The organism is Acinetobacter thutiue (assembly GCF_030385805.1).
Lineage (GTDB): Bacteria > Pseudomonadota > Gammaproteobacteria > Pseudomonadales > Moraxellaceae > Acinetobacter > Acinetobacter corruptisaponis.
In genome coordinates this window covers 151,756-174,089 of the sequence record NZ_JAUDZE010000006.1, presented here as the reverse complement: position 1 = coordinate 174,089, position 22,334 = coordinate 151,756, and the positions used below count along the sequence as shown (strand labels likewise).

The following is a 22,334-nucleotide window of genomic DNA, read 5'->3' as shown; positions in this document are numbered from 1 at the left end:
CTCAGAAGTGAAACCTCCCCGCGCTGATGGTAGTGTGGCGTTTGCCATGTGAGAGTAAGTCATCGCCAGCTTTTAAATTGAAAACCTCCCAACCAATGTTGGGAGGTTTTTTTATGCTGAAGAAATAAAGAATATTATAATGAAAAGAAGAATGTTAGAGGCTGTTTAGCTCCTTTAGAATTGCCTCATTAAACTGGGGGATGTCATCTGGGCAGCGTGAGGTGATCAGGGGCCATTCATGGGTATTGCAGCGATGAACTGCTTCATCCACCCAATGTGCACCCGCATTTTCCAAGTCGAGGCGGATGCTTTTATAGGAGGTCAGATTCTTATCCTTGATTCGCTCGGCATTAATCAATGTCCAGGGTGCATGGCAAATGGCGGCAATCGGTTTGTTTTGATCGGTGAAATATTGAATGATCCTATGGGCATGTTCATTGAGACGGAGGGTGTCTGCGTTGACTGTACCGCCAGGAATGACCAGAATATCGTAGTCTTCCACGGAGACCTGCTCTAGGGAAGCCTGTGGAGGGTAGCTTGGCCCAGGTTCTTTATCACTTTTTACCGTTTGTACAGGTTCCATCTTTTCGGCGGCATGTATGACTTCAATTCCCTTGCCTTTTAAAAATTCCAGTGGCTGAATCAGCTCATCATGCTCTACACCTACATTTGAGGTGATAAATAATGCCTTTTTAACCATTGTGAAATTCCTCAATATTATTTGATTTCTAGGTTAACAATGCAAAAGCATGAAAAGTGTAGGGCTTTCATCGGCGGATTGTATCTCGATAGATACGCTGTCAAATTCTGTTACACGATAAGAATAATGAAAAAAGAAGCCCCATCATCCTGACAGGGCTTCTTTTATATTCAGTTTATTGTCGTTTATTTCCTATAAACAACCACATCCTGTGCATCTTGTTGTTCTAAATGAGACTTCCTGTCTCTCTATGTTTTACATGATAGTGAAAATCTCCAGATGGGTATATTCGCCAATCTCTGCGATTGTTGTAGGTTTCGGCTTACATTGAGGTTTAGGAATCTATAGTTTTAGATATAAAAAAGCGGAGTCATCTGACTCCGCTTTTTATTTCGTCTAATATTTAGAAATGGATATCTAAGCCAATATAAGGACCCTTGAAATTGAATTTAAGGTCATTTTTTTCGTAGTCGTCCAATTTAATGTCCAGAATACGGTAACCTGCCTTTAAGCCCACATCAACCAGTAGGTTATCGATAAAGTTGTATTGTAGTTCTGCTTGGGCATCGGTAATCTTGGCATCATTGAAGTTGCTATACAGCACTTCGCCCTTGGCACTTAAACCTGTAAATGGAAGTTTTGCACCTGCTGTTGCATAGATCACAGGAACAGTCTTATCAATATCTGTTTTGCTGAGAGCAAGGGTGGTGACATGACCGTTCAGGGTGGTTGCACCTACACCAACATCTGCATTTACGATATTATCCAGAATTTCATAGTATAGAATGAAGTCTGCATGATCCATGTCAATGTCATAGACTGGTTGTCCAGCAACTTCATTTTCAGTGTGGGTTTTTAAATTTACATAGCGAATTTTGGCATTTGGAATAAGTGGAACAGGGTGTTCAATTGCCAGTGACAGTTGGGCTGCACCTTTACGCTCAAGGTCCTGATCACTTGCCGCTGTCTGGGCAGCCATGTTGGCCTGACCATCGTAAGCCCAGTAACTTAGGTCACCCTTGACACCAATGACATCTGCCTGTGCCAAACCGCTTAAGCCCATTCCTAGAGCAAGCAGTGATAATTTTAATACTTTCATTGAATTGTCCTAATTAAGTCGCTAAAAAAGTAATGAATTGTTGTGAATTCATCCAAGATTGGGCGAATCATATAGTGATCCAGAAAAATATGCAGTAGTCTAAATTTAATTTTTTAAAAAGGACAAATGCAAAAGGCTTAGGTGGAAGTGGATTTCACTTGAATATTTTATATGCTGGATGGCAATAATTTGACTATACGGTCAAAATCACATTCAGTTGAAAAATAATCACTTGTATGGAAAACATGATTTTTCCATGCAGAATTTACAGTAAAAAGAAATAAAAACGGGTATTGTTCGGCTATTAAAAAGCAGAAAAACAAAACCCAGTCTTTACGGAAGATGGTTTGGTTTTTGCTTGTTTGTTCATGGAAAAGAGCGGCTCACAAGGTTGAATTTTCATGCAGGCAGAACAGAATTTTTATGGCACTTTTCATGTCTGCTGGATAATAAAAACCTAACGCAGTGTGGAAAATGCCAGTTGTACATATTTAGGTGTTTTATGACAGATTCTCGTGAAAACTGGACATCACGATCTGGTTTTATTATTGCAGCCGTTGGTTCGGCTGTAGGCTTGGGTAATATTTGGCGTTTTCCTTATGTTGCCTATGAAAATGGTGGCGGAGCATTTCTGATTCCCTATTTACTGGCCCTGATTACCGCAGGTTTGCCGCTATTATTTCTGGATTATGCCACAGGGCATCGTGCCCGTAATTCACCGCCTAAAGCCTACCGTGCCCTGTTTAAAGGCGGCGAGACACTGGGCTGGTGGCAGGTGTGTGTCTGTATCATTATTGGTTTGTATTATGCCAGTGTCCTGACCTGGGCGGGAAGCTATGTGTATTTCTCGATTGGGCAGGCATGGGGCAACGATCCAGAAAGTTTCTTCTTCAATACCTATTTGCAGACCTCAAAAGCAACAGGTTTTGACCTACAGTTTGTCAGCCATCTCTTTTGGCCGATTGTAGGCATCTGGGCGCTCACCCTGATTATTTTGTACGGTGGTGTGAAAAAGGGCGTGGAATTGTCCAACAAGATTTTCATGCCGTTGTTATTTGTCCTGTTTACGGTATTGGTGATTCAGGCATTACGTTTGCCAGGCGCAGTAGAAGGCTTAAATGCATTCTTTACCCCGAACTGGTCGGCCATGATGGATTATAAGGTGTGGTTGGCTGCTTATGGTCATACTTTCTTCTCCTTGTCGGTTGGCTTCGGGATCATGGTGACCTATGCCTCTTATTTAAAGCCAAAAACCAATTTGACAGGGTCTGGCCTGATCGTGGGCTTTGCCAATGCATCAACAGAGATTCTGGCAGGTATTGGGATTTTTGCGGCATTGGGCTTTATGGCTCATGCGGCAGGCACCAATGTACAGGATGTGGTTAGTGGTGGTATCGGGCTGGCATTTATTGCATTCCCGAAAATCATTTCCAGCTTGGGCGCAGGCGCTGATCTGTTCGGTTTCCTGTTCTTCTCATCCCTCTTTGTTGCGGGTATTTCTTCCATGGTCAGTATTCTGGAAGTCCCGATTGCAGCCATGCAGGACAAGTTGAAGTGGAGCCGTGTCAAAGCGGTGAGCATCATCGGTGGCGGGAGTGCGCTGGTTTCAGTGATTCTGTTCTCAAGTGTGAACGCAATCAAGCTGGTGGATATTGTCGATCACTTTATCAATAATATCGGCATTATTGGTGGTGCACTTGTTTCAATTATCAGTATTGCGTGGTTTAAACGTTCAGCACTGGTGGCGTTGCGTGACCATGTCAACCGTATTTCCACCATTCAACTGGGCAAGGGTTGGGATTTCACCCTGACCGTGATTACTTCACTCATCCTGCTGACCACCTTGGGCATGACTGTATTCAATCTGATGAAAAATGGATACGATAGTTATAGCATGAGTTTGCAGGGCATCTTTGGATGGGGCAGTGTGATTTTCTGTGCTGTGGTTGCAATCGTACTCAGCAAAATGAAAGATCGCTAGGAGAATATAGATGAATACCTCAGCAATCGTAATGATGATTATTTCAATGCTGTTTTTATGGGGTGGACTGGCGTTGTCAATCCTGCACCTGATGAAGCATCCAGAAGAACTGGATGACGTGCTGGAAGATGTCAAAGACCAGCATACGCTTTAAGTGATAGAAAAGCAGTCCTCAAGCGGGGACTGTTTTTTTATGCGTATAAAAATCGGGTGATGCCTGTTTACAATGGAATTGGCAGCACACAGCAACAGACTGCACTCATGGGCTGGGTAGGATGGTTCGCAAGGGTTTTAGCTGCTTGATGACAACTGCAAAATTGCCGATAAATCGCAGGTAGTCCTGAAACCATACCTTGAGCATGAATAATATTTTTGACCGCCCCTGAGCAGGTGGTTCCGCCATATAATTGACCCGCAGCACATTTAAAGCCTTTGATCGGGGACAGATGTTGTTGATAGACCTCAATTGTTTTGATTGCCACTGTATCAAGCAGTCTGGATAAAATCACCATTTAAAGTTCCTGTTATCATGGTATTGGATTTGACTAAGTTAACCGATGATCAGGTTAAAGCCTGTTCAATTTTTATGATGAAAATGCTGCAAAACAGCAAACAGGGTAACAATTTAAAGTGCTTGGCATGATGGCAATAAAAAAGCAGGCCTGATGCCTGCTGTATGACTTAAGCCAGTTTTTTGATCTGGCAATAATAGAAACCATCACCCTGACCATGACTCGGCAACAGTTGACGGCCATGAAGTTGTTCAATTCCCCAGTCGGCTGCAATTTTAATTTCTTCAGCATCAGGATGTGCTGCCAAGAATGTTGCCATTTGCTGTTCATTTTCAGCTTTTAAGACTGAGCAGGTGATATACAGCAAGATGCCGCCTACTTTAAGCTGCTGCCACATGTGCTGCAAAATTTGTTGTTGCAGTGCTACGGTCTGGGCAATATCGGTGGACTGTCTAAGCAGGCGAATGTCAGGATGGCGACGAATCACACCTGTGGCAGAACAGGGCGCATCCAGTACGATACAATCCACTGCTTCGTTGGCTTGCCAAGTGGTCGCATCAGCCGTAACAATCTCAACATTATTTTGATCTAAGGCCAGACGTTCTAAATTTTCAGAAACACGCAATAAACGTTTGGCATCATGATCCAGCGCAATCAGTTTTTTAGGATTAAAACGCTCAAGAATATGTGCGGTTTTACCCCCTGGTGCAGCACAGGCATCGACAACCACTTTGTTATCTAGGTTGGGTAACAGCGTCGCGCACAATTGTGCATGTTCATCCTGAACGGAAAAACCACCCTCTTCGAAACCTGGTAAATGGGTAATATTGCCTGTTTGTTCCAGAACAATACCTACATTTGAAAGCACGCAAGGACGCGCATCAATCTGTTCTTCTTCCAAAATCTCTAAATATTCGTTACGACTGACTTGGCGTTCATTGATGCGCAGGGTCAGTGGAGCAACTTGTTTTAAGGCTTGGCATAGCGACTCTACCTGCTCAGGCCAATCTTTTTTGAGTCGTTTGAATAACCAACTTGGTAAACCATGCGTATGATTCAAAGCGGTTTGAAATTCCGCTATTTCACGTGAAACACGACGCAGAATCGCATTGACTACGCCACTCATTGGCTCGAAACCGAGTTGCTTGGCCGCATTTACAGTTTCTGAAATCGCAGCATGTACAGGAATACGCGTACATAAAATTTGATATAAACCAAGATATAAACAACTTTCTAATGCTTCATTGTCTAATGGTTTTGTGAGCAAGGGTAAGGTAATCGCTTTTAAAGAATACCATTGGCGTAAACAACCTAAAGTCAGTTCGTGATATAAACCACGGTCACGTTCAGACACCATATTGATATGTTGATTCAAAACGGAAGACAAAGATTGCCCATTTTGAACAGCCAAAAGTGTTTTGATCACTTGCGCACGCAGATTTAAATTTTTTGTAGATGATTGATTCGATTGGCTCATGGCAGGATTTGTCCAATATGCAATTTCTGGGTCTGGGCGATTTGTACGGGGTTGAGGGCTTTGCCACCTGACCATTGCAGGCTGGTGAGACATACGGCATGGTGATCACCACAGGCGACATGCACGCCTTGTTTGTCCATCGCCAGAATTTCACCGACTTGAGCATCTGCCTTGCTGTGTGGAGAAAGCTGTGATCCCCAGACACGCAGGGCATTATTTTCATCCAGTTGGATAAAGGCCACAGGCCATGGATTAAAGGCCCGAATATTACGGTCAATGTGTACGGCAGGCTGCGTCCAGTCAATACGGGCTTCGGCCTTGACCAATTTATGCGCATAGACGGTCAGCGCCTCATCCTGTACTTCACGTTTGGCAATGAAGTCCTGCAAGCTTTGCTCTGATTCAAGTACCTTGCAAATCGCCTCTGCACCCTGAACAGCCAGTTTGTCATGCAAGCTGGCAGAGGTGTCTTCTGCGGTAATGGGGCAATAGCTTTTATACATCATATCGCCTGTATCCAGACCTGCGGCCATTTGCATGATGGTAATGCCTGTTTCAGCGTCGCCCGTAGCAATGGCGCGTTGAATCGGTGCCGCACCACGCCAGCGTGGCAGCAGTGAACCGTGAATATTCAGGCAGCCATATTTCGGGGTATCCAGAACGGCCTGTGGCAAGATCAGGCCATACGCAGCCACCACCATGACATCGGCATCCAAGTCCGCCAATTGTTGCTGGGCAGCCAGCCCCTCATCTGTCGATGCTTTAAAATGCAAAGGTTGATAAACAGGTAAATCGTGTTCAAGCGCCAGTTGCTTGACAGGGGATGGGGTTAGTTTTTGCCCACGACCCGCCTTACGGTCAGGCTGGGTATAAACCGCAATGATCTGGTGTGATGTTTGTAATAATGCCGCCAATGCGGTTGCCGCAAATTCAGGCGTACCAGCGAAAATAATTTTCACAAAGACAATCCAAAGAAAACTTGTCCCAAATTATAAGCGAAAAAGGCTGTAGTCCCTAATTCAGGGACTGAAATTGCATTTGTGTAAAAAAGATCGTTTCGGTGGTCATCAGTTAAACGATAACTTGTAGTATGATGGAAACAGCTCAGTATCATTTCGCCAGAGAGAATTCTTGATTCATCTCTCAAGCACAAACTTGTTGGGAATACAAAATGCCTGATTATCGTTCGAAAACATCAACACATGGAAGAAATATGGCTGGCGCGCGTGGTTTATGGCGCGCAACAGGTATGAAAGATGAAGATTTTGGCAAGCCAATTATTGCGGTGGTCAACTCATTTACCCAGTTTGTTCCAGGTCACGTGCATCTTAAGGATTTAGGTCAACTCGTTGCGAGAGAGATTGAGGCTGCGGGTGGCGTGGCAAAAGAATTTAATACCATTGCCGTTGATGACGGGATTGCCATGGGCCATGACGGGATGCTGTATTCACTGCCATCACGTGACCTGATTGCCGATTCGGTGGAATATATGGTCAATGCGCACTGTGCCGATGCGATGGTGTGTATTTCCAACTGTGACAAGATCACCCCAGGAATGCTCATGGCAGCCATGCGTCTGAATATCCCAGTAGTATTCGTGTCTGGCGGCCCAATGGAAGCGGGTAAAGTCAAGTTCCGTGGTGATGAAAAGGCGATTGACCTTGTAGACGCCATGGTGGTTGCGGCTGACGAAAGCTATACCGATGAAGAAGTGAAAGCCTTTGAACGTTCAGCATGTCCAACCTGTGGTTCATGCTCAGGTATGTTTACCGCCAACTCAATGAACTGCCTGACCGAAGCGCTTGGCCTGTCTTTACCAGGTAACGGCTCTATCGTGGCAACCCATGCCAACCGTGAAAAGCTGTTCCTAAGAGCAGGCCGTTTGGTGGTTGAACTGGCAAAACGCTACTATGAACAGAATGATGACAGCATTTTACCGCGTTCAATCGCGACCAAGGCGGCATTTGAAAATGCTATGACCCTTGATATTGCAATGGGTGGTTCAACCAATACTGTATTGCATTTACTTGCTGCTGCGCATGAAGCGGAAGTTGACTTCACTATGGATGATATTGACCGCCTGTCGCGTCAAGTGCCTGTATTGTCAAAAGTTGCACCAGCAAAATCAGATGTGCATATGGAAGATGTACACCGTGCAGGTGGCATCATGGCGATTCTGGGTGAGCTGGATCGTGCAGGCCTGTTAAAAACGGCTGTGCCAACCGTACATGAAAAAACACTAAAAGATGCTTTGGACAAATGGGATATTATCCGCACGGAAAATCCTGAGGTGTATGAGTTCTATCGTTCATCACCAGGCGGCATCCCGACTCAGGTGGCATTCTCACAAAACCGTTACTACTCCACGCTGGATGGTGACCGTGAAAAAGGCGTGATTCGTAACGCTGAACATGCCTTCTCTAAAGATGGCGGTTTGGCGGTGCTTTACGGCAACATTGCGCTGGATGGCTGTATCGTCAAAACTGCGGGTGTGGATGACTCGATTCTTAAATTCACGGGAACGGCCCGTGTATTTGAAAGTCAGGATTCAGCCGTTGAAGCGATTCTAGACCATAAGATTGTGGCGGGTGACATCGTGGTGATTCGCTATGAAGGACCTCGTGGCGGGCCAGGGATGCAGGAAATGCTGTATCCAACCAGTTATTTAAAATCGAAAGGTTTGGGTAAGGACTGTGCCCTGATTACTGATGGCCGTTTCTCTGGCGGTTCTTCAGGTCTATCCATTGGTCACGTTTCCCCAGAAGCGGCAGAGGGTGGCGCGATTGGTCTGGTTGAGGATGGTGACACCATTCAGATCGACATTCCGAACCGTACCATTCACCTTGATATCGACGATGCAACGATGGCACACCGTCGTACTGTGCAGGAAGCCAAAGGCTGGCATCCAGTTGAAGAGCGTAAACGTAAAGTGTCTAAATCATTGAAGATTTATGCAATGCATTCAACCAGTGCCGCAAAAGGTGCGGTACGAGTTTTGTAAGCCCATTCAGTCCCTTTTGATAAAAAAGGGACTTTTTTCTCATTTTATAATATAAAATACTGAATACACTTGATTCTCATTTGCCAGTAAACTTGAGAATATAATCTACTTTTCTATAAATTCATTACGCTTAGAGGCGATTGGCATGTCTTTGTTACGTCGTTGGTTTGATCCCATCCGATCGAGTTGGTTCTATCAAAAACCCTCTCGTCAGGCGGTGTTACCCACGGAACAGGGTTTAACGATTTACCTCCGTCTAGATGATGTTTATAGCTATCTGGCAGTGCAGCAACTTGATCAACTCAATGAAATCTTGAATGACGAGTTAAAACCCCTAAAAGTCATTATCTCAAGACAGGATGCAGACCCCCCGAATGGCATGTCCAGACAGGATTGGCAAAGCTATTGTCTAAATGATGCAAAAATCCTCGCCAAACAGCACCGTTTTAGCTTTGATGATACCCCAGAGATTCCTAGTGCAGAAGCCTTACAGCAGGCTGAAACAATTCTAAGAAACACGCCGTTAAGGGAACAGAACTTCCTGCATTTGCTTGAAGATGTGTTTCATATGCTGTGGCAGCAGCAATATGGAAAGTTGCGTACCCTGTATGCCATGGCAAGCCAGCATCAGGCCCCGCAGGATTATCCTGAGCGTATCTTCAAGGATGTGCCTGTAGCCGCCAGCTATTTCGAATTTGGCGAACGTAAATACCACGCCGTTGATGATCTGTTGCGTCTAACCCGCCGTCTTAAACAGCAAAAACTGCTGACGGGCAATCCAATTTTCCTGATCAACCATATTGAATGGCGTGAGCACCTGATCAATGATGGTGAGGCGCTGGCAGAAGTTCAGGCATTGCAACCAGAGCTGGATTTGTATATTGCGCTTGAAGACCCGATGAGCTGGCTGTTGCTGGCCTATATCAAGGAAGAACTTGCCAACTACTATGATATTCAGTTGAGAGTTTATCCTTTGAGTTATCACGGGCGGGACTGGTTTGACTGGAGTCTGGCGACCCGTGTCTCGAAACGTACACAGGTGGCATTTACCCCATTCTGTCGTCCAACCAAGGAAGCCACCTATGAAATGGCAAAGCTGTTTTACAGTGTTGCAGAGGAACAGCAGGTGGATGTGATCCACCAGATTCTGGAAAGCGTATGGACACGGGGCAAGGATTTATCCTTTAAGGCGCATTTTCAGCGGATGCAAAAGCGCTTGCAGATTGAGCAGGTCACTGAACAGGATGTTGAAGCATTGTTAAAACAGAATGATGAGCTATGCCAGCAGAAACATCAGCCCGACTTTCCTGTACTGGAACTACGCATAGATGGGCAAAGCTATGTGTTTAATAGCCTGTATCGGGTCTGGATGATTGAAAGTATTATTAGTAATGTGCTGGAAGAGAAATATAAGCAGGAAAGCCAAGAATAAATAAAAAAGGCAGCCTAAGCTGCCCACGATTTTAGTTTTTATCTTTTAAGCTAAACAACAAATTCAGGAAAATCGCTGCAAATGTTGCTGTTCCGATTCCACCCAGATTGAAGTTGCCAAATAACAGTTCAAAATTGCCTGCACCCAAAATAATGGTCACTGAAGCCACAATCAGGTTTTTATTGTTGGAGAAGTCGACCTTGTTTTCGATCCAGATTTTCGCTCCAGCAATGGTGATCAAGCCAAACACCACGATGGAGGCACCTGTCAGAACTGCCGTTGGAATGGTGCTAATCACCGCACCAAACTTTGGCGAAAGCCCCAGAAAAATGGCGAACACACCAGCGATCACAAACACAATGGTCGAATAGACACGGGTAACGGCCATCACCCCAATATTTTCCCCATAAGTAGTCATGCCAGGCGCACCGACACTACCTGACAGGGTGGTGGCTAAACCATCGGCAACAAAGGCCTTGCCCAACTGTGGGGTCAGGTTTTCACCAGTCATGGCACCCACCGCCTTGATATGGCCTAAATTCTCGGCAACTAGAATCAGTGCCACAGGGGCAATAATCAGAATTGCGTTCATGTCAAACGCTGGATGTGAGAAGCTTGGAATACCGAACCATGGCGCGGCTGCAATCTGGGAAAAATCAATGGCTTTGCCAAAGCCGAGCACATTGGTTGCAACGGCATACAGTCCGTAGGCAATCAACAAGCCCACCAGTAAAAGTAAACGCTGTAGCAGGCCTTTGGTGAAAACCGCGATAATGCCCATACACAGTACTGTAATCAGTGCCATCCACATTTCAAACGGTTGTCCCGCCACACCCTTGATGGTCACAGGGGCAAGATTGAGACCAATGATCATCACGATTGCGCCTGTCACCACAGGTGGCATCAGTTTTTCAATCCAGCGTGTGCCTGTGAGCATGACGGCAAAGCCAATCAGGGCATAGAAAATACCACAGGCAACAATACCGCCGAGTGCAATCGCAAGGTTCGGATTCGTCCCTGAACCTGTGACATGGCCTGTTGCAGCCGCCACCACACCAATAAAGGCAAAGCTTGAACCCAGATAACTTGGTACACGTCCACCTGTGATCAGGAAGAAGATAATGGTACAAATCCCTGACATTAAAATGGCAAGGTTGGGATTGAATCCCATCAGCAATGGGGCAAGTACAGTTGCGCCAAACATTGCAAATGCGTGTTGAACCCCGAGCACCGCACTTTGTAAGGGCGGTAAATATTCGTTTGTCGCAACAGGGCGATGATCAATCTTTCCCTGATACGGTTGCCATTTTGGAAACCAACTTGACATAGATAAACTCTTGATCAGATAAATCAGCCGCTATGATACTCTGCCTGATCTGCAACTTTCATCTGGTCATGTTGGGCAATGGCTGCAATATCGTGGGTTTAAATACTTATTTTTATCATTCGGTAAAATAAATTTAAAGCTAAGCACCCATATTCATTGTGGATTTACATAAAGTTGACTATTTCACTCAACAAATAAAAAAGATGGGTTTTTAGCAATAAAAAATGACTGAGTAGGTATACAGCATCTACAACAGGTTTTGTAAATGCTGCATCAGTTTAAATCATCAGCCTGTATTCCTTAACCCTGCCGCAATCCCAGCAATACTGACCATCAAGGCATGATCGACAGGGCTATGTTCAGTTTGGTGCTGTGCCAGATACAGACGACGACGTTTCATCAATTCTGCCTGCAATAAATGCAACGGCAATAAATACGGTTTACGCACCTGCATGGACTGGTCCAGCACTTCATTGTTGCTGAGCAGTTTGGATTCACCTTTTAGGCTAAGCAGTGTATCGACTGCATTTTGTAGCCGCTGGCGTAACTCTATACCCAATAGTTTTAGATCCTGATCTTGGGTCAGGTGCGACTCATAGTACAGGGCAATATCGGCATCGGATTTGGACAGCACCATTTCCAGCATATCAATCAGGGTCTGGAAATAGGGCCATTGTGCCAGCATCTCATCAAGCGTCATCTTGTATTGTTCATGCACTTGGTTAATCGCTGTACCTGTACCCAGCCATGCAGGCAGCATCAGGCGAATCTGGGTCCATGCAAACACCCACGGAATTGCCCGTAGTGATTCAATGCCACCGCTGACCTTACGTTTGGCTGGACGTGAACCGAGTGGCAACATTTGCAGTTCAAGTTCAGGGGTCACAGTACGCAGGTAGCTGACAAAATTTGGATTTTCACGCACGGTCTGGCGATAGACCTGTACCGATAAATCGGTCATCTGGTTCATCAGTTCACGCCATTGTTTTTTTGGTTCAGGCGGTGGCAGCAGGGTCGCCTCCAACGTGGCTGCGGTATAGATTTCCAGGTTTTGCAGTGCAATGCCTTCCAGACCAAACTTGAAGCGGATCATTTCTCCCTGCTCGGTAACGCGAATCGCGCCAGAGATTGAACCTGGTGGCTGGGAGAATAAGGCTTGCTGGGTCGGTGCGCCACCACGGCTGATCGAACCACCCCGTCCGTGGAACAGGGTCAGTTGTACGCCATGATTTTTGGCAATTGCGGTCAGTTCTTCCTGAGCGCGATATTGCGCCCAGTTGGCCGACATAAAGCCAGCATCCTTAGCGGAGTCTGAATAGCCAATCATCACTTCATGCCTGCCCTGAATATGCTGTTTGTACCAATGCACATTAAACAGGGTATTCATGGTTTTGGCTGCGCCATCCAAGTCCTTTAATGTTTCAAATAAAGGCACCACACGAAGCGGATGCTGAATCCCAGCTTCTTTTTGCAGTAGCAAAACGGCAAGGACATCACTTGGATATTCTGCCATTGAAATAATATAGGCACCCAGACTTTCAGTTGGCTGCTCAGCCAGGGTACGCATGGTGGCAAACACTTCCAGCACATCTGGATGCTGAATCAGGCTGCCCTCTGGTTCATCCAGATATTTAGGCAACAAGGGGCGCTTGCTCTGTAGTTCCTGGATCAGGAAGTTCTGTCGCGCCTGTTCGGTCCATGACTCAAAATTACCCAAACCAAGATATTCGGTAATGGCTGAAATGGCCTGCCGATGGCGACCTGATTCCTGACGGATATCCAGTTTCAGCAGTTCTATGCCAAAGCAATTGACACGGTAAATGAAATCCAGCAACTGGCCATTGGCAATTTCGGCTAGATTGCTGTCAATCAGGGAGCGATAGCACAGCAATAAAGGCTGTAGTAGTTCATCCTTGGTTTTGATGATCTGGCTGTCATCAGCGTCCAGCCCGTGTAGACGTTGTGTCAGCCAGTGACGGGTGGCTTTCAGGCGTTCACGGGTTTCACGTAAATATTCACGATACGGTTCAGGGTGTTCATAGCCTAATGCTTGAGTCAGTTCCTCAGAACAACTTTGAATGGACAGTTCCCAACGCAGATTTTCAATATCACGCAAATACAAATCAGCAGCTTGCCAACGTGATAACCATAATACTTCTTGGGTGACTTGATGGGTGACATTGGGATTGCCATCACGATCACCGCCCATCCATGAGGCAAAGCGAATTGGCGCGATATTGAGCGGTAAGTTTTGTTCACAATGCTGTTGGGTCAGTTCATTCAGCTCACGAATAAACTTAGGTACGGCATTCCATAAACTCTGTTCAATGGTGGCAAAGCCCCATTTCGCTTCATCCACAGGAGTAGGGCGATGCTGGCGAATCTCATCGGTTTGCCAGGCTGAACTCACCAGTTGCTTGAGTGTGGCAATGGTCTGCTGGCGTTCTCTCGGTGTGAGTTTCTGTTGATCAAGCTGTGATAGGCAGTCGGTAATGTCATCATATTTCTGGATCAGGGTACGGCGGCTGACTTCGGTCGGATGTGCGGTGAGCACCAGCTCGATGTTGAGGTCGCAGATCTGCTGGAACAGGTGCTGTTCACTAATCTGTTGGGTTTTGAATTTTTCAAAGAGATGCGTCAGTGGGTTTGGACTGGATGTCTGCTCGTCAAACTCAGCCTGACGGCGGTTACGCACCACATGGTACTGCTCAGCGATGTTGGCAAAGTTGAGAAAATATGAAAATGCACGGGTCAGTGGCAAAATTTCTTCATCTTTTAGGCCGAGGAAAAGGTGTTCGAGCTGTTTTTCCGCCTCGATTTGACCATCACGGGCACCCTTGGCCAGGGCACGAATCTGCTCAACCTGATTAAACAAATCCTGTCCTGCATGCTGCTTTAAGGTTTCGCCCAGTAAATTACCCAGTAAACGAACATCTTCTCGTAATGGCGCAGTGATTTGTTGTGTCATTATGCTTCTCCTCTGCTCATGTCTTGACTATAACCTCATTGTCAGACATTCCAAGTGGAGAACGTAAGGAAATGTGAAATTTCTTTAAAATTTAGGTTGATATTTAAGCAAAAAAAGTTCAATGGCCTGTTCAATCATCTGCTCAATTTCAACCGTGGTTGGCACCGAATCCAGACCCAGTTAAACCTTGTGATGACGTGTGCCGAGCATCAGCGCCACGATCAGTTCGGTCTGTTTGAGGGGATCATCTGCCTGAATAAAGTTGAGTGTGATGGCCTGCTCAAAAAAATCACACCAGACATGACACATCCGTGTGTGTGAGGCATCAAAAAACTGTTGGGTGAGGGGGTTTTGTTCAGCCGCGAGTTCAAACAGCACCCGATCCAGCTTCATCGCTTCAGGCAGGTAAATAATGCTTAAGGCACGCTGACACATTAAGTATAGTGCCTGCCTAAAGTCGGACTCAGGTGTGAGTTCAAACTGCTTTGCCCGAATGGACTCCTCACAGCTCTCCTCAATCGCACAGGTAAACAGATTGGCCTTGTCCTGAAAATGGTTGTACACCGTGAGTTTGGTGACAGCCGCCTCTTTGGCAATCTGGTCCATGCTGGTGGCGTGATAACCCATTTTTAGAAAAATAGATTTTGCAGCCTGCAAAATTCTGGCTCTTTTTTCTAAATCTTTGGGACGACCACTGGTTGTCTGCACGTTATCGTTCTCTTTTAATTCAATTAAAAAATCAGGTTGCTAGATTTAATTTTTATTTAATGTACTCATGAGTATATTAATTAAAAATTAAACAATTTATGATAATGCCCATATCACGCCCTAAAAATCAATTTGAATAAGAGCGCAAAATAGATGAATCAGATCAATCGTATCATATTGGGGTTAGTCATTGTCAGTAGTGTCATCCTCAGCGCATGTCAGAAAGAGGTGCCCAAAACTGAGGAAATTCCTTATGTCATGGTGACGCAGCCGAGTAGCAACCATATTGACCAGAAAAGCTATGCAGGTGATGTGCAGGCCAGACAGCAGACCGCACTGGCATTCCGTGTCGGGGGCCAGATTACCGAACGTTATGCCGATGTTGGAGATCGGGTTAAGGTTGGGCAGGTGTTGGCAAAACTGGATGTGAAAGATGCCCAGTTGCAAATGAATGCGGCCAAAGCCCAACTGGACAGTGCACAGGCCGCCGCAAAAATTGCATTGGAAGAATATAAGCGTTATCAACAACTTTTGCCTGTCAATGCGGTCAGCCGTTCACAATTTGATGCTATTAAAAACCAGTATGAGTCGGCACAGGCAACACTGCAACAGGCCCGTTCAAACTATGAGGTTTCCTCCAACCAAACAAGCTATAACCAGTTGGTCTCCAATAAAAATGGCGTGATTACCCAGCGCAACATTGAAACAGGACAGGTGGTGGCGGCAGGACAGGCAGCCTATCAACTGGCGATTGATGGCGAGCGTGAGGTGGTATTTGGTGTGCCTGAACAGGCGGTCAGTACCCTCAAGGTGGGGCAGCCTGCCTGGGTCACCTTATGGTCACAGCCAGATACACGTTTTGCAGCAAAAGTCCGTGAGGTCTCACCAGCCGCTGACCAGTCGCGTACATTTACTGTCAAGGTCTCCCTGCTTGAGGGACAGTCCACGATTCAACTTGGACAAAGCGCACGAGTGTTCTTTGTGGCAAATGAAAACAATGTCCTGAGCGTGCCTTTATCCAGCGTGACTGCCAATGAGCAGCAAGCCTATGTCTGGGTGGTCAATGCCAACCAAACCCTGCGTAAGGTGCCCGTTACTCTGGGTGCCTATGGCCGTGACAGTGTGCCAGTTGTTTCAGGTTTAAAGGCGAATGACTGGGTGGTGGTTGGGGGTGTACACCTGCTACGTGACCAGCAAAAGATTCACCCTGTAGACCGTGATAATCGTGAAGTCACGGTAAAAGCGGGAGCCTGATTATGAAATTCAACCTTTCAGAATGGGCGCTCAGGAATAAGGGCATCATTCTCTACTTTATGCTGTTGCTGGGCATTGTTGGGGTGATGTCGTATTCCAAGCTGTCACAGAGCGAAGACCCGCCATTTACCTTTAAGGTGATGGTGGTGCAGACCTATTGGCCAGGAGCAACGGCTCAGGAGGTTGCAACCCTGGTGACAGATCGCATTGAAAAAGAACTGATGACCACAGGGCAATATGAAAATATTCGGGCATATTCACGGCCTGGGGAATCAATGGTGACATTTATTGCCAAGGACTCTTATCGTTCCAGTGAAATTCCTGATGTTTGGTATAACGTGCGCAAAAAGGTCAATGACATTCGCTCGCAACTGCCAAGCAGTGTGCAGGGCCCGTTCTTTAATGATGAGTTTGGTGATACTTTCGGTAATATCTATGTGCTGACGGGCAAGGACTTTGATTATGCGGTAATGAAAGAATATGCCGACCGTTTGCAGTTGCAACTGCAACGGGTCAAGGATGTCAGCAAGGTCAATCTGGTGGGTCTACAAGACCAGAAAATCTGGATTGAGCTGTCCAATACCAAAGCCGTGCAACTAGGTGTTCCTGTGACTGCGATTCAGGAAGCGATTCAAAAGCAAAATGACATGGCAGGTGCGGGCTTCTTTGAAACAGGCACAGACCGTATTCAAATCCGTGTCAGTGGACATTTGCATAGTGTTGATGACCTGAAAAAAATGCCATTGCTGGTCGGTGATAAAACCATTCAATTGGGTGACGTTGCTGATGTCTATCGTGGCTTTAGTGAGCCTGCGCAGCCACGGATGCGCTTTATGGGCGAAAATGGCATTGGCATTGCCGTTTCCATGCGTAAAGGTGGTGACATCATTGCGCTGGGTAAGAACCTTGAAACTGAATTTAACCACCTGCAAAAAACCTTACCCTTGGGCATGAAACTGCAAAAAGTGTCTGACCAGCCTGTTGCGGTACAACGCAGTATTCACGAGTTCTTAAAAGTCTTGGCGGAAGCAGTCATTATCGTTCTATTGGTCAGCTTCTTCTCGCTTGGTTTCCGTACTGGCTTGGTGGTGGCGTTGTCGATTCCACTGGTATTGGCGATGACCTTTGCAGGCATGAACCTGTTTGATGTTGGACTACACAAGATTTCATTGGGCGCATTAATTCTGGCCCTAGGTTTGCTGGTCGATGATGCCATTATCGCCGTGGAAATGATGGCGATTAAAATGGAGCAAGGCTATAGCCGACTCAAGGCCGCTGGCTTTGCTTGGCAAACCACCGCCTTTCCAATGCTGACAGGAACCTTGATCACCGCGGCAGGCTTCCTGCCGATTGCCACCGCGCAGTCAGGAACAGGGGAATATACCCGTTCGATTTTTCAGGTGGTCACCATTGCCCTGATTGTGTCATGGATTGCCGCGGTTTTGTTTGTACCTTATCTGGGAGAAAAATTACTACCTGACTTCACCAAACAACAGCAGAAAGCGGCATGGTATCTACGCCTATGGGCAAGACTGCGTAAGCAACCTGCGCCTGTGGTTGAGGCACATGGTCAGCATCATGATCCGTATCAATCTAGATTTTATCAATCTTTCCGTAATGTGGTGGAAATCTGTATCACCTATCGTAAAACCGTGATTGCCGTGACGGTGGGTATTTTTGTACTGTCAGTCGCCATGTTTAAACTGGTGCCACAACAATTCTTCCCCCCATCCAACCGTGCAGAAATTCTGGTAGACTTAAAACTGGAGGAGGGTGCATCGCTCACTGCCACTGAGCAGGCGGTGCATAAGGTGGAGCAGTTCCTGTCGAAGCAAAAGGGGATTGATAACTATGTGGCCTATGTCGGCACAGGTTCACCACGCTTCTATCTGCCTTTAGATCAACAACTGCCACAGGCCAGTTTTGCCCAGTTTGTGGTGCTGGCATCATCTTTAGATGACCGTGATGAAATCCGCCGTTCTTTAGAGACGCAAATTAAGCAGTTGTTGCCTCAGGTGCGTACCCGTGTGTCCTTGCTGGAAAATGGCCCTCCTGTGGGTTATCCATTGCAGTATCGGGTCTCGGGTGAAGATTTGGCAACGGTTCGGGCAGAGGCACAGAAAGTGGCTAAAGTCCTGAGCCAGGACCCAAACACCACCAATGTGCATCTGGATTGGGGTGAGCCAAGCAAGATCATTGCCATTGAGATTGATCAGGACCGTGCGCGTCAAATGGGCGTTTCCAGTGTTGATCTGGCCAATTTCCTCAATGCCTCAGTGACAGGCGCGGTGATGAATCAATACCGTGAAAAGCGTGAGTTGATTGAAATCCGTTTGCGTGGTGATAAAACCGAGCGGGCCGAAGTGGCTTCCTTGGCCAGTCTGGCTGTGCCAACCAGCAAGGGGACAACCGTGCCATTGGCACAGATTGCCAAGATCGAGTCACGTTTTGAAGAGGGCTTGATTTGGCACCGTAACCGCCTGCCAACCATTACGGTTCGGGCGGATATCCGTACCCATTTACAACCAGCGACTGTGGTTCAGCAGTTGTCGGAAAAGATGCAGAGCTTGCGTGCGGATTTGCCAAACGGTTATCTACTTGAGGTTGGTGGAACGGTTGAGGAATCGGCCAAAGGCCAGAATTCGGTCAATGCGGGTATGCCGTTATTTCTGGCGGTGGTCATGACCCTGTTGATGATCCAGTTGCGTAGTATGTCTCGCGCGACCATCGTCTTGCTGACTGCACCGCTTGGCCTGATTGGGGTGGTTGCGTTCCTGTTGCTGTTCAATAAACCCTTTGGTTTCGTGGCCATGCTCGGGACCATTGCCTTGTCAGGCATGATCATGCGTAACTCGCTGATCCTGATTGACCAGATTGAGCAGGACATTCAGGCAGGGCATGAACCGTGGGACGCGGTGATTGGTGCCACCATGCGCCGTTTCCGCCCGATTGTGTTGACGGCCCTGGCTGCGGTGCTGGCCATGATTCCCTTATCACGTAGTATTTTCTTTGGTCCGATGGCGGTTGCGATTATGGGTGGCTTGATTGTAGCCACCCTGTTGACCCTGTTTTTCCTGCCTGCACTCTATGCGGCGTGGTTTAAGGTCAAGAAAGCAACACATCTATCGTAATTATTTTGTGAATAAAGGTGCGAAATATTGAAAATTTCAATATAGTAGCACCTATATTTTAAGACCAAAAAATAATTGAATTTCATTGCATGACTGGTTTGGCAAAATGCGGTGAATGAGGTGATATAGAGCATGGGGCAAGACAATATTGAGCAGCATCGCCGCTATGTGGCGATTTCGTACGTGTTCATGTTTCTTGCATTATTTACAATCGTGTTTGCAGTGTTCGCATACCTGCTAGCACGAAAAGTTGCGATTGTGGATAATGCTGAAGTATGGATACATGCGCATGCACTCTGGATTATGCGTAATGTGCTGCTGTTTATCTTGATGGCTTTCTTTGCTGCCCTATGGTTTATTCCGCTGTTCTTTTTTGCCTGGAATAGTACACTTTGGGTGACTGCCATGACGGTCGCAGGTGTGGTATTTAGCTCGATTGCATGGCTGTTTTTATTGAATGCATGGCTGAAAGGTATTGCCAAGTACTTTAGAAATAAAGCGGTTTTTTAAATTTATCGCTTTTTTATCACAGGCACCCTTGTAAACTTATTATACAGCCCCTATTAAGGCTCTGTTGACTTTAGAAATAAAATGTCAGCGGAGCCTATTTGTTTTTTTAAGTTTGAATAAATTCCGTGAGGAGCATCGCCAACCATGGCTAAACGTGATTATTATGAGGTTTTAGGCGTTTCGAAAACCGCAGGTGATGATGAGATCAAGAAAGCCTATCGTAAGTTGGCGATGAAGTATCATCCAGACCGTAACCCAGACAACGCTGAGGCGGAAGAGAAATTCAAGGAAGCCTCAGAAGCCTATGAAGTGCTTTCTGACGGTGAAAAGCGCAGCATGTATGACCGTGCTGGACACAGTGCCTTTGAGGGTGGTTTCGGTGGGGCTGGGGGTGGTTTTGGCGGTTTTAGCGCAGAAGACATCTTTAGCCAGTTTGGCGATATTTTTGGTGGTGCGTTTGGTGGCGGTGGTCGCCAGCAACAACGCCAGCGCCGTGGTTCAGACCTCCGCTATGTGATGGAGCTGACCCTTGAGGAAGCGGTCAAGGGTGTAAAGAAAACCATCACCTTTACTGCGCCAGCGCCGTGTGAAAGTTGTGATGGCAAGGGTTCGAAAAATCCAAATGATGTGGAAACCTGTCGTACCTGTCATGGTGCGGGTCAGGTGCGTATGCAGCAGGGTTTCTTCTCGGTTCAGCAAACCTGTAGCACCTGTCGTGGTCAGGGCAAAATCATCAAGAATCCATGTAACACCTGTCATGGTTCAGGCGTTGCAGACCGTCAGCAAACCCTTGAGGTCACCATTCCAGCGGGTGTGGACAATGGTGACCGTGTACGCCTAACAGGTAAGGGCGAGGCGATTCGTGATGGTCAGGCAGGCGATCTGTACGTTGAGGTTGTGGTGCGTGAACACGAAGTCTTCCAGCGTGATGGTGCAGACCTGTATATGGATGTGCCTGTCAGCATTGCTGATGCGGCTTTAGGTAAGGAAATTGAAATTCCGACACTGGAAGGTCGCGTTAGTCTGAAAATTCCAGAAGGTACGCAGACAGGTAAACTGTTCCGCCTACGTGGCAAGGGTGTTCGCCCTGTACGTAGCAGCATGGTGGGCGATCTACTTTGCCGTATCGTGGTGGAAACCCCTGTCAATTTAAACAGTCGTCAGCGTGAATTGTTGAAAGAGCTGCAAGCGTCTTTTGATGGCGATGGTCATGCTTCATCGCCAAAGAAAAAATCATTCTTTGATCGTTTATTTGATTAATAGACGGCAACAGAAAAACCTGCTTCGGCAGGTTTTTTTATGGGAAATTTTTAGCGTAGGCACAGAGTTTTGCTATAGTAGCGGAATTGTTTAAATAAAAGACTGGGAAAAAATTATGTCAACTTCTCCACGCATTGGAATCTTGGGTGCAGGCGGACGCATGGGGCGAATCCTGATTCAGGCGGTACAACAGGCAGGCTATCAACTTGCGGCGGCCGTTGAGCGTCCTGAAAGCAGCCTGATCGGTGCGGATGCGGGTGAGCTTGCGGGTGTGGGAAGTCTGGGCATCAAGGTGGTGGGAAGCTTGAGTGAAGTGCTCAAGGATTGTGATGTGGTGATTGACTTTACTGCACCAGCCGCCACCGAACAGCACTTGAAGCTGTGCCGTGAAGCGGGTGTGGCCATGGTGATTGGCACCACAGGCATGAATGATGAACAGAAAGCATTTCTGGATGAAACGGCAACACAAACACCAGTCGTGTATGCCGCGAACTATTCTGTGGGTGTAAACGTTTCCATTAAATTACTGGAACTGGCGGCAAAAGTGTTTGGTGACACCGTTGATATTGAAATCATTGAGGCACATCACCGTCATAAGGTGGACGCGCCATCAGGCACCGCGTTTATGATGGGTGAGGCAATTGCGGATACGCTGGGACGCAACCTCAAGGAAGTGGCGGTGTATGGCCGTGAAGGCTACACAGGTCCTCGTGACCGTCAGACTATCGGTTTTGAAACCATTCGTGGGGGTGACATCGTGGGTGAGCATACAGTGATGTTTATTGGTGAGGGTGAGCGTGTGGAAGTCACCCATAAAGCCACCAACCGTATGAACTTCGCTTCAGGTGCAGTACGTGCGGCTGCATGGGTGGTAGGTCGTGAAGCCCGTAAATATGACATGAAAGATGTTCTGGGCTTTAACGACATTCAGGTATAACACATCAATTTTTGCACTATCCAGCGCCTGGCGAGCT

16 protein-coding genes and 1 pseudogene are annotated in these 22,334 nt (G+C 46.7%); 9 read left to right on the top strand and 8 right to left on the bottom strand.

The window, feature by feature from the left end; genetic code table 11:
* Window positions 1–154 precede the first annotated feature (154 nt).
* The gene (locus QTA56_RS13225) at window positions 155–700 is read right to left on the bottom strand and encodes a type 1 glutamine amidotransferase domain-containing protein (RefSeq protein ID WP_267981433.1); all 546 of its coding nucleotides are present in this window, start codon (window positions 698–700) and stop codon (window positions 155–157) included.
* Window positions 701–1,103: 403 nt separating this feature from the next.
* Window positions 1,104–1,799: a TIGR04219 family outer membrane beta-barrel protein gene (locus QTA56_RS13220; protein WP_267981432.1), complete on the bottom strand. Its 696-nt coding sequence runs from the start codon at window positions 1,797–1,799 to the stop codon at window positions 1,104–1,106.
* A 502-nt stretch (window positions 1,800–2,301) separates the two neighbouring features.
* Between QTA56_RS13220 and QTA56_RS13215 the strand changes: the two genes are divergently transcribed.
* Window positions 2,302–3,780, top strand: a complete 1,479-nt coding sequence (locus QTA56_RS13215) for a sodium-dependent transporter (protein WP_267981431.1) — start codon at window positions 2,302–2,304, stop codon at window positions 3,778–3,780.
* 10 nt (window positions 3,781–3,790) lie between these two features.
* Window positions 3,791–3,934, top strand: a complete 144-nt coding sequence (locus QTA56_RS13210; RefSeq protein ID WP_267981428.1) for a methionine/alanine import family NSS transporter small subunit — start codon at window positions 3,791–3,793, stop codon at window positions 3,932–3,934.
* A 67-nt stretch (window positions 3,935–4,001) separates the two neighbouring features.
* On the opposite strand, the gene yidD is transcribed toward QTA56_RS13210, so the two are convergent.
* The 3 genes from yidD to fmt all read right to left on the bottom strand — a co-directional run bounded on the left by yidD (window position 4,002) and on the right by fmt (window position 6,728).
* Window positions 4,002–4,292: a membrane protein insertion efficiency factor YidD gene (gene yidD / locus QTA56_RS13205; RefSeq protein WP_267981425.1), complete on the bottom strand. Its 291-nt coding sequence runs from the start codon at window positions 4,290–4,292 to the stop codon at window positions 4,002–4,004.
* Between the two features lie 169 nt (window positions 4,293–4,461).
* Window positions 4,462–5,769, bottom strand: a complete 1,308-nt coding sequence (rsmB, locus tag QTA56_RS13200) for a 16S rRNA (cytosine(967)-C(5))-methyltransferase RsmB (protein ID WP_267981443.1) — start codon at window positions 5,767–5,769, stop codon at window positions 4,462–4,464.
* Window positions 5,766–6,728 carry a methionyl-tRNA formyltransferase gene (gene fmt / locus QTA56_RS13195; protein ID WP_267981422.1) on the bottom strand — a complete coding sequence of 321 codons (963 nt, stop codon included), beginning with the start codon at window positions 6,726–6,728 and terminating at the stop codon, window positions 5,766–5,768. The genes rsmB and fmt overlap by 4 nt, the downstream gene beginning before the upstream one ends.
* A gap of 212 nt (window positions 6,729–6,940) precedes the next feature.
* On the opposite strand from fmt, the gene ilvD reads away from it, so the two are divergent.
* Both ilvD and QTA56_RS13185 read left to right on the top strand, forming a co-directional pair.
* Window positions 6,941–8,770 (top strand): dihydroxy-acid dehydratase, encoded by a 1,830-nt coding sequence (ilvD, locus tag QTA56_RS13190; protein WP_267981419.1) that lies wholly within the window; start codon window positions 6,941–6,943, stop codon window positions 8,768–8,770.
* 145 nt (window positions 8,771–8,915) lie between these two features.
* Complete coding sequence (locus QTA56_RS13185; RefSeq protein WP_267981418.1) at window positions 8,916–10,202, top strand: hypothetical protein; 1,287 nt, start codon at window positions 8,916–8,918, stop codon at window positions 10,200–10,202.
* Between the two features lie 31 nt (window positions 10,203–10,233).
* On the opposite strand, the gene QTA56_RS13180 is transcribed toward QTA56_RS13185, so the two are convergent.
* The 3 genes and pseudogenes from QTA56_RS13180 to QTA56_RS13170 all read right to left on the bottom strand — a co-directional run bounded on the left by QTA56_RS13180 (window position 10,234) and on the right by QTA56_RS13170 (window position 15,205).
* On the bottom strand, window positions 10,234–11,529 hold the full coding sequence (locus tag QTA56_RS13180; RefSeq protein WP_267981417.1) for a solute carrier family 23 protein: 1,296 nt from the start codon (window positions 11,527–11,529) through the stop codon (window positions 10,234–10,236).
* Window positions 11,530–11,815: 286 nt separating this feature from the next.
* Window positions 11,816–14,497 (bottom strand): phosphoenolpyruvate carboxylase, encoded by a 2,682-nt coding sequence (ppc, locus tag QTA56_RS13175; RefSeq protein ID WP_267981415.1) that lies wholly within the window; start codon window positions 14,495–14,497, stop codon window positions 11,816–11,818.
* An 84-nt stretch (window positions 14,498–14,581) separates the two neighbouring features.
* Window positions 14,582–15,205, bottom strand: a pseudogene (locus QTA56_RS13170) (TetR/AcrR family transcriptional regulator).
* Between the two features lie 153 nt (window positions 15,206–15,358).
* On the opposite strand from QTA56_RS13170, the gene QTA56_RS13165 reads away from it, so the two are divergent.
* From QTA56_RS13165 to dapB, 5 genes are all read left to right on the top strand, one after another.
* Entirely contained in the window at window positions 15,359–16,459 is a 1,101-nt protein-coding gene (locus QTA56_RS13165) for an efflux RND transporter periplasmic adaptor subunit (protein ID WP_267981413.1), read from the top strand.
* 2 nt (window positions 16,460–16,461) lie between these two features.
* Window positions 16,462–19,590: an efflux RND transporter permease subunit gene (locus QTA56_RS13160; protein WP_267981410.1), complete on the top strand. Its 3,129-nt coding sequence runs from the start codon at window positions 16,462–16,464 to the stop codon at window positions 19,588–19,590.
* A 132-nt stretch (window positions 19,591–19,722) separates the two neighbouring features.
* Window positions 19,723–20,100, top strand: coding sequence for a hypothetical protein (locus tag QTA56_RS13155; RefSeq protein ID WP_267981408.1), 378 nt, complete (start codon window positions 19,723–19,725; stop codon window positions 20,098–20,100).
* A 144-nt stretch (window positions 20,101–20,244) separates the two neighbouring features.
* Window positions 20,245–21,360: a molecular chaperone DnaJ gene (gene dnaJ / locus QTA56_RS13150; RefSeq protein ID WP_267981406.1), complete on the top strand. Its 1,116-nt coding sequence runs from the start codon at window positions 20,245–20,247 to the stop codon at window positions 21,358–21,360.
* Between the two features lie 115 nt (window positions 21,361–21,475).
* Window positions 21,476–22,297 (top strand): 4-hydroxy-tetrahydrodipicolinate reductase, encoded by an 822-nt coding sequence (dapB, locus tag QTA56_RS13145; RefSeq protein WP_267981404.1) that lies wholly within the window; start codon window positions 21,476–21,478, stop codon window positions 22,295–22,297.
* Window positions 22,298–22,334: the final 37 nt, after the last annotated feature.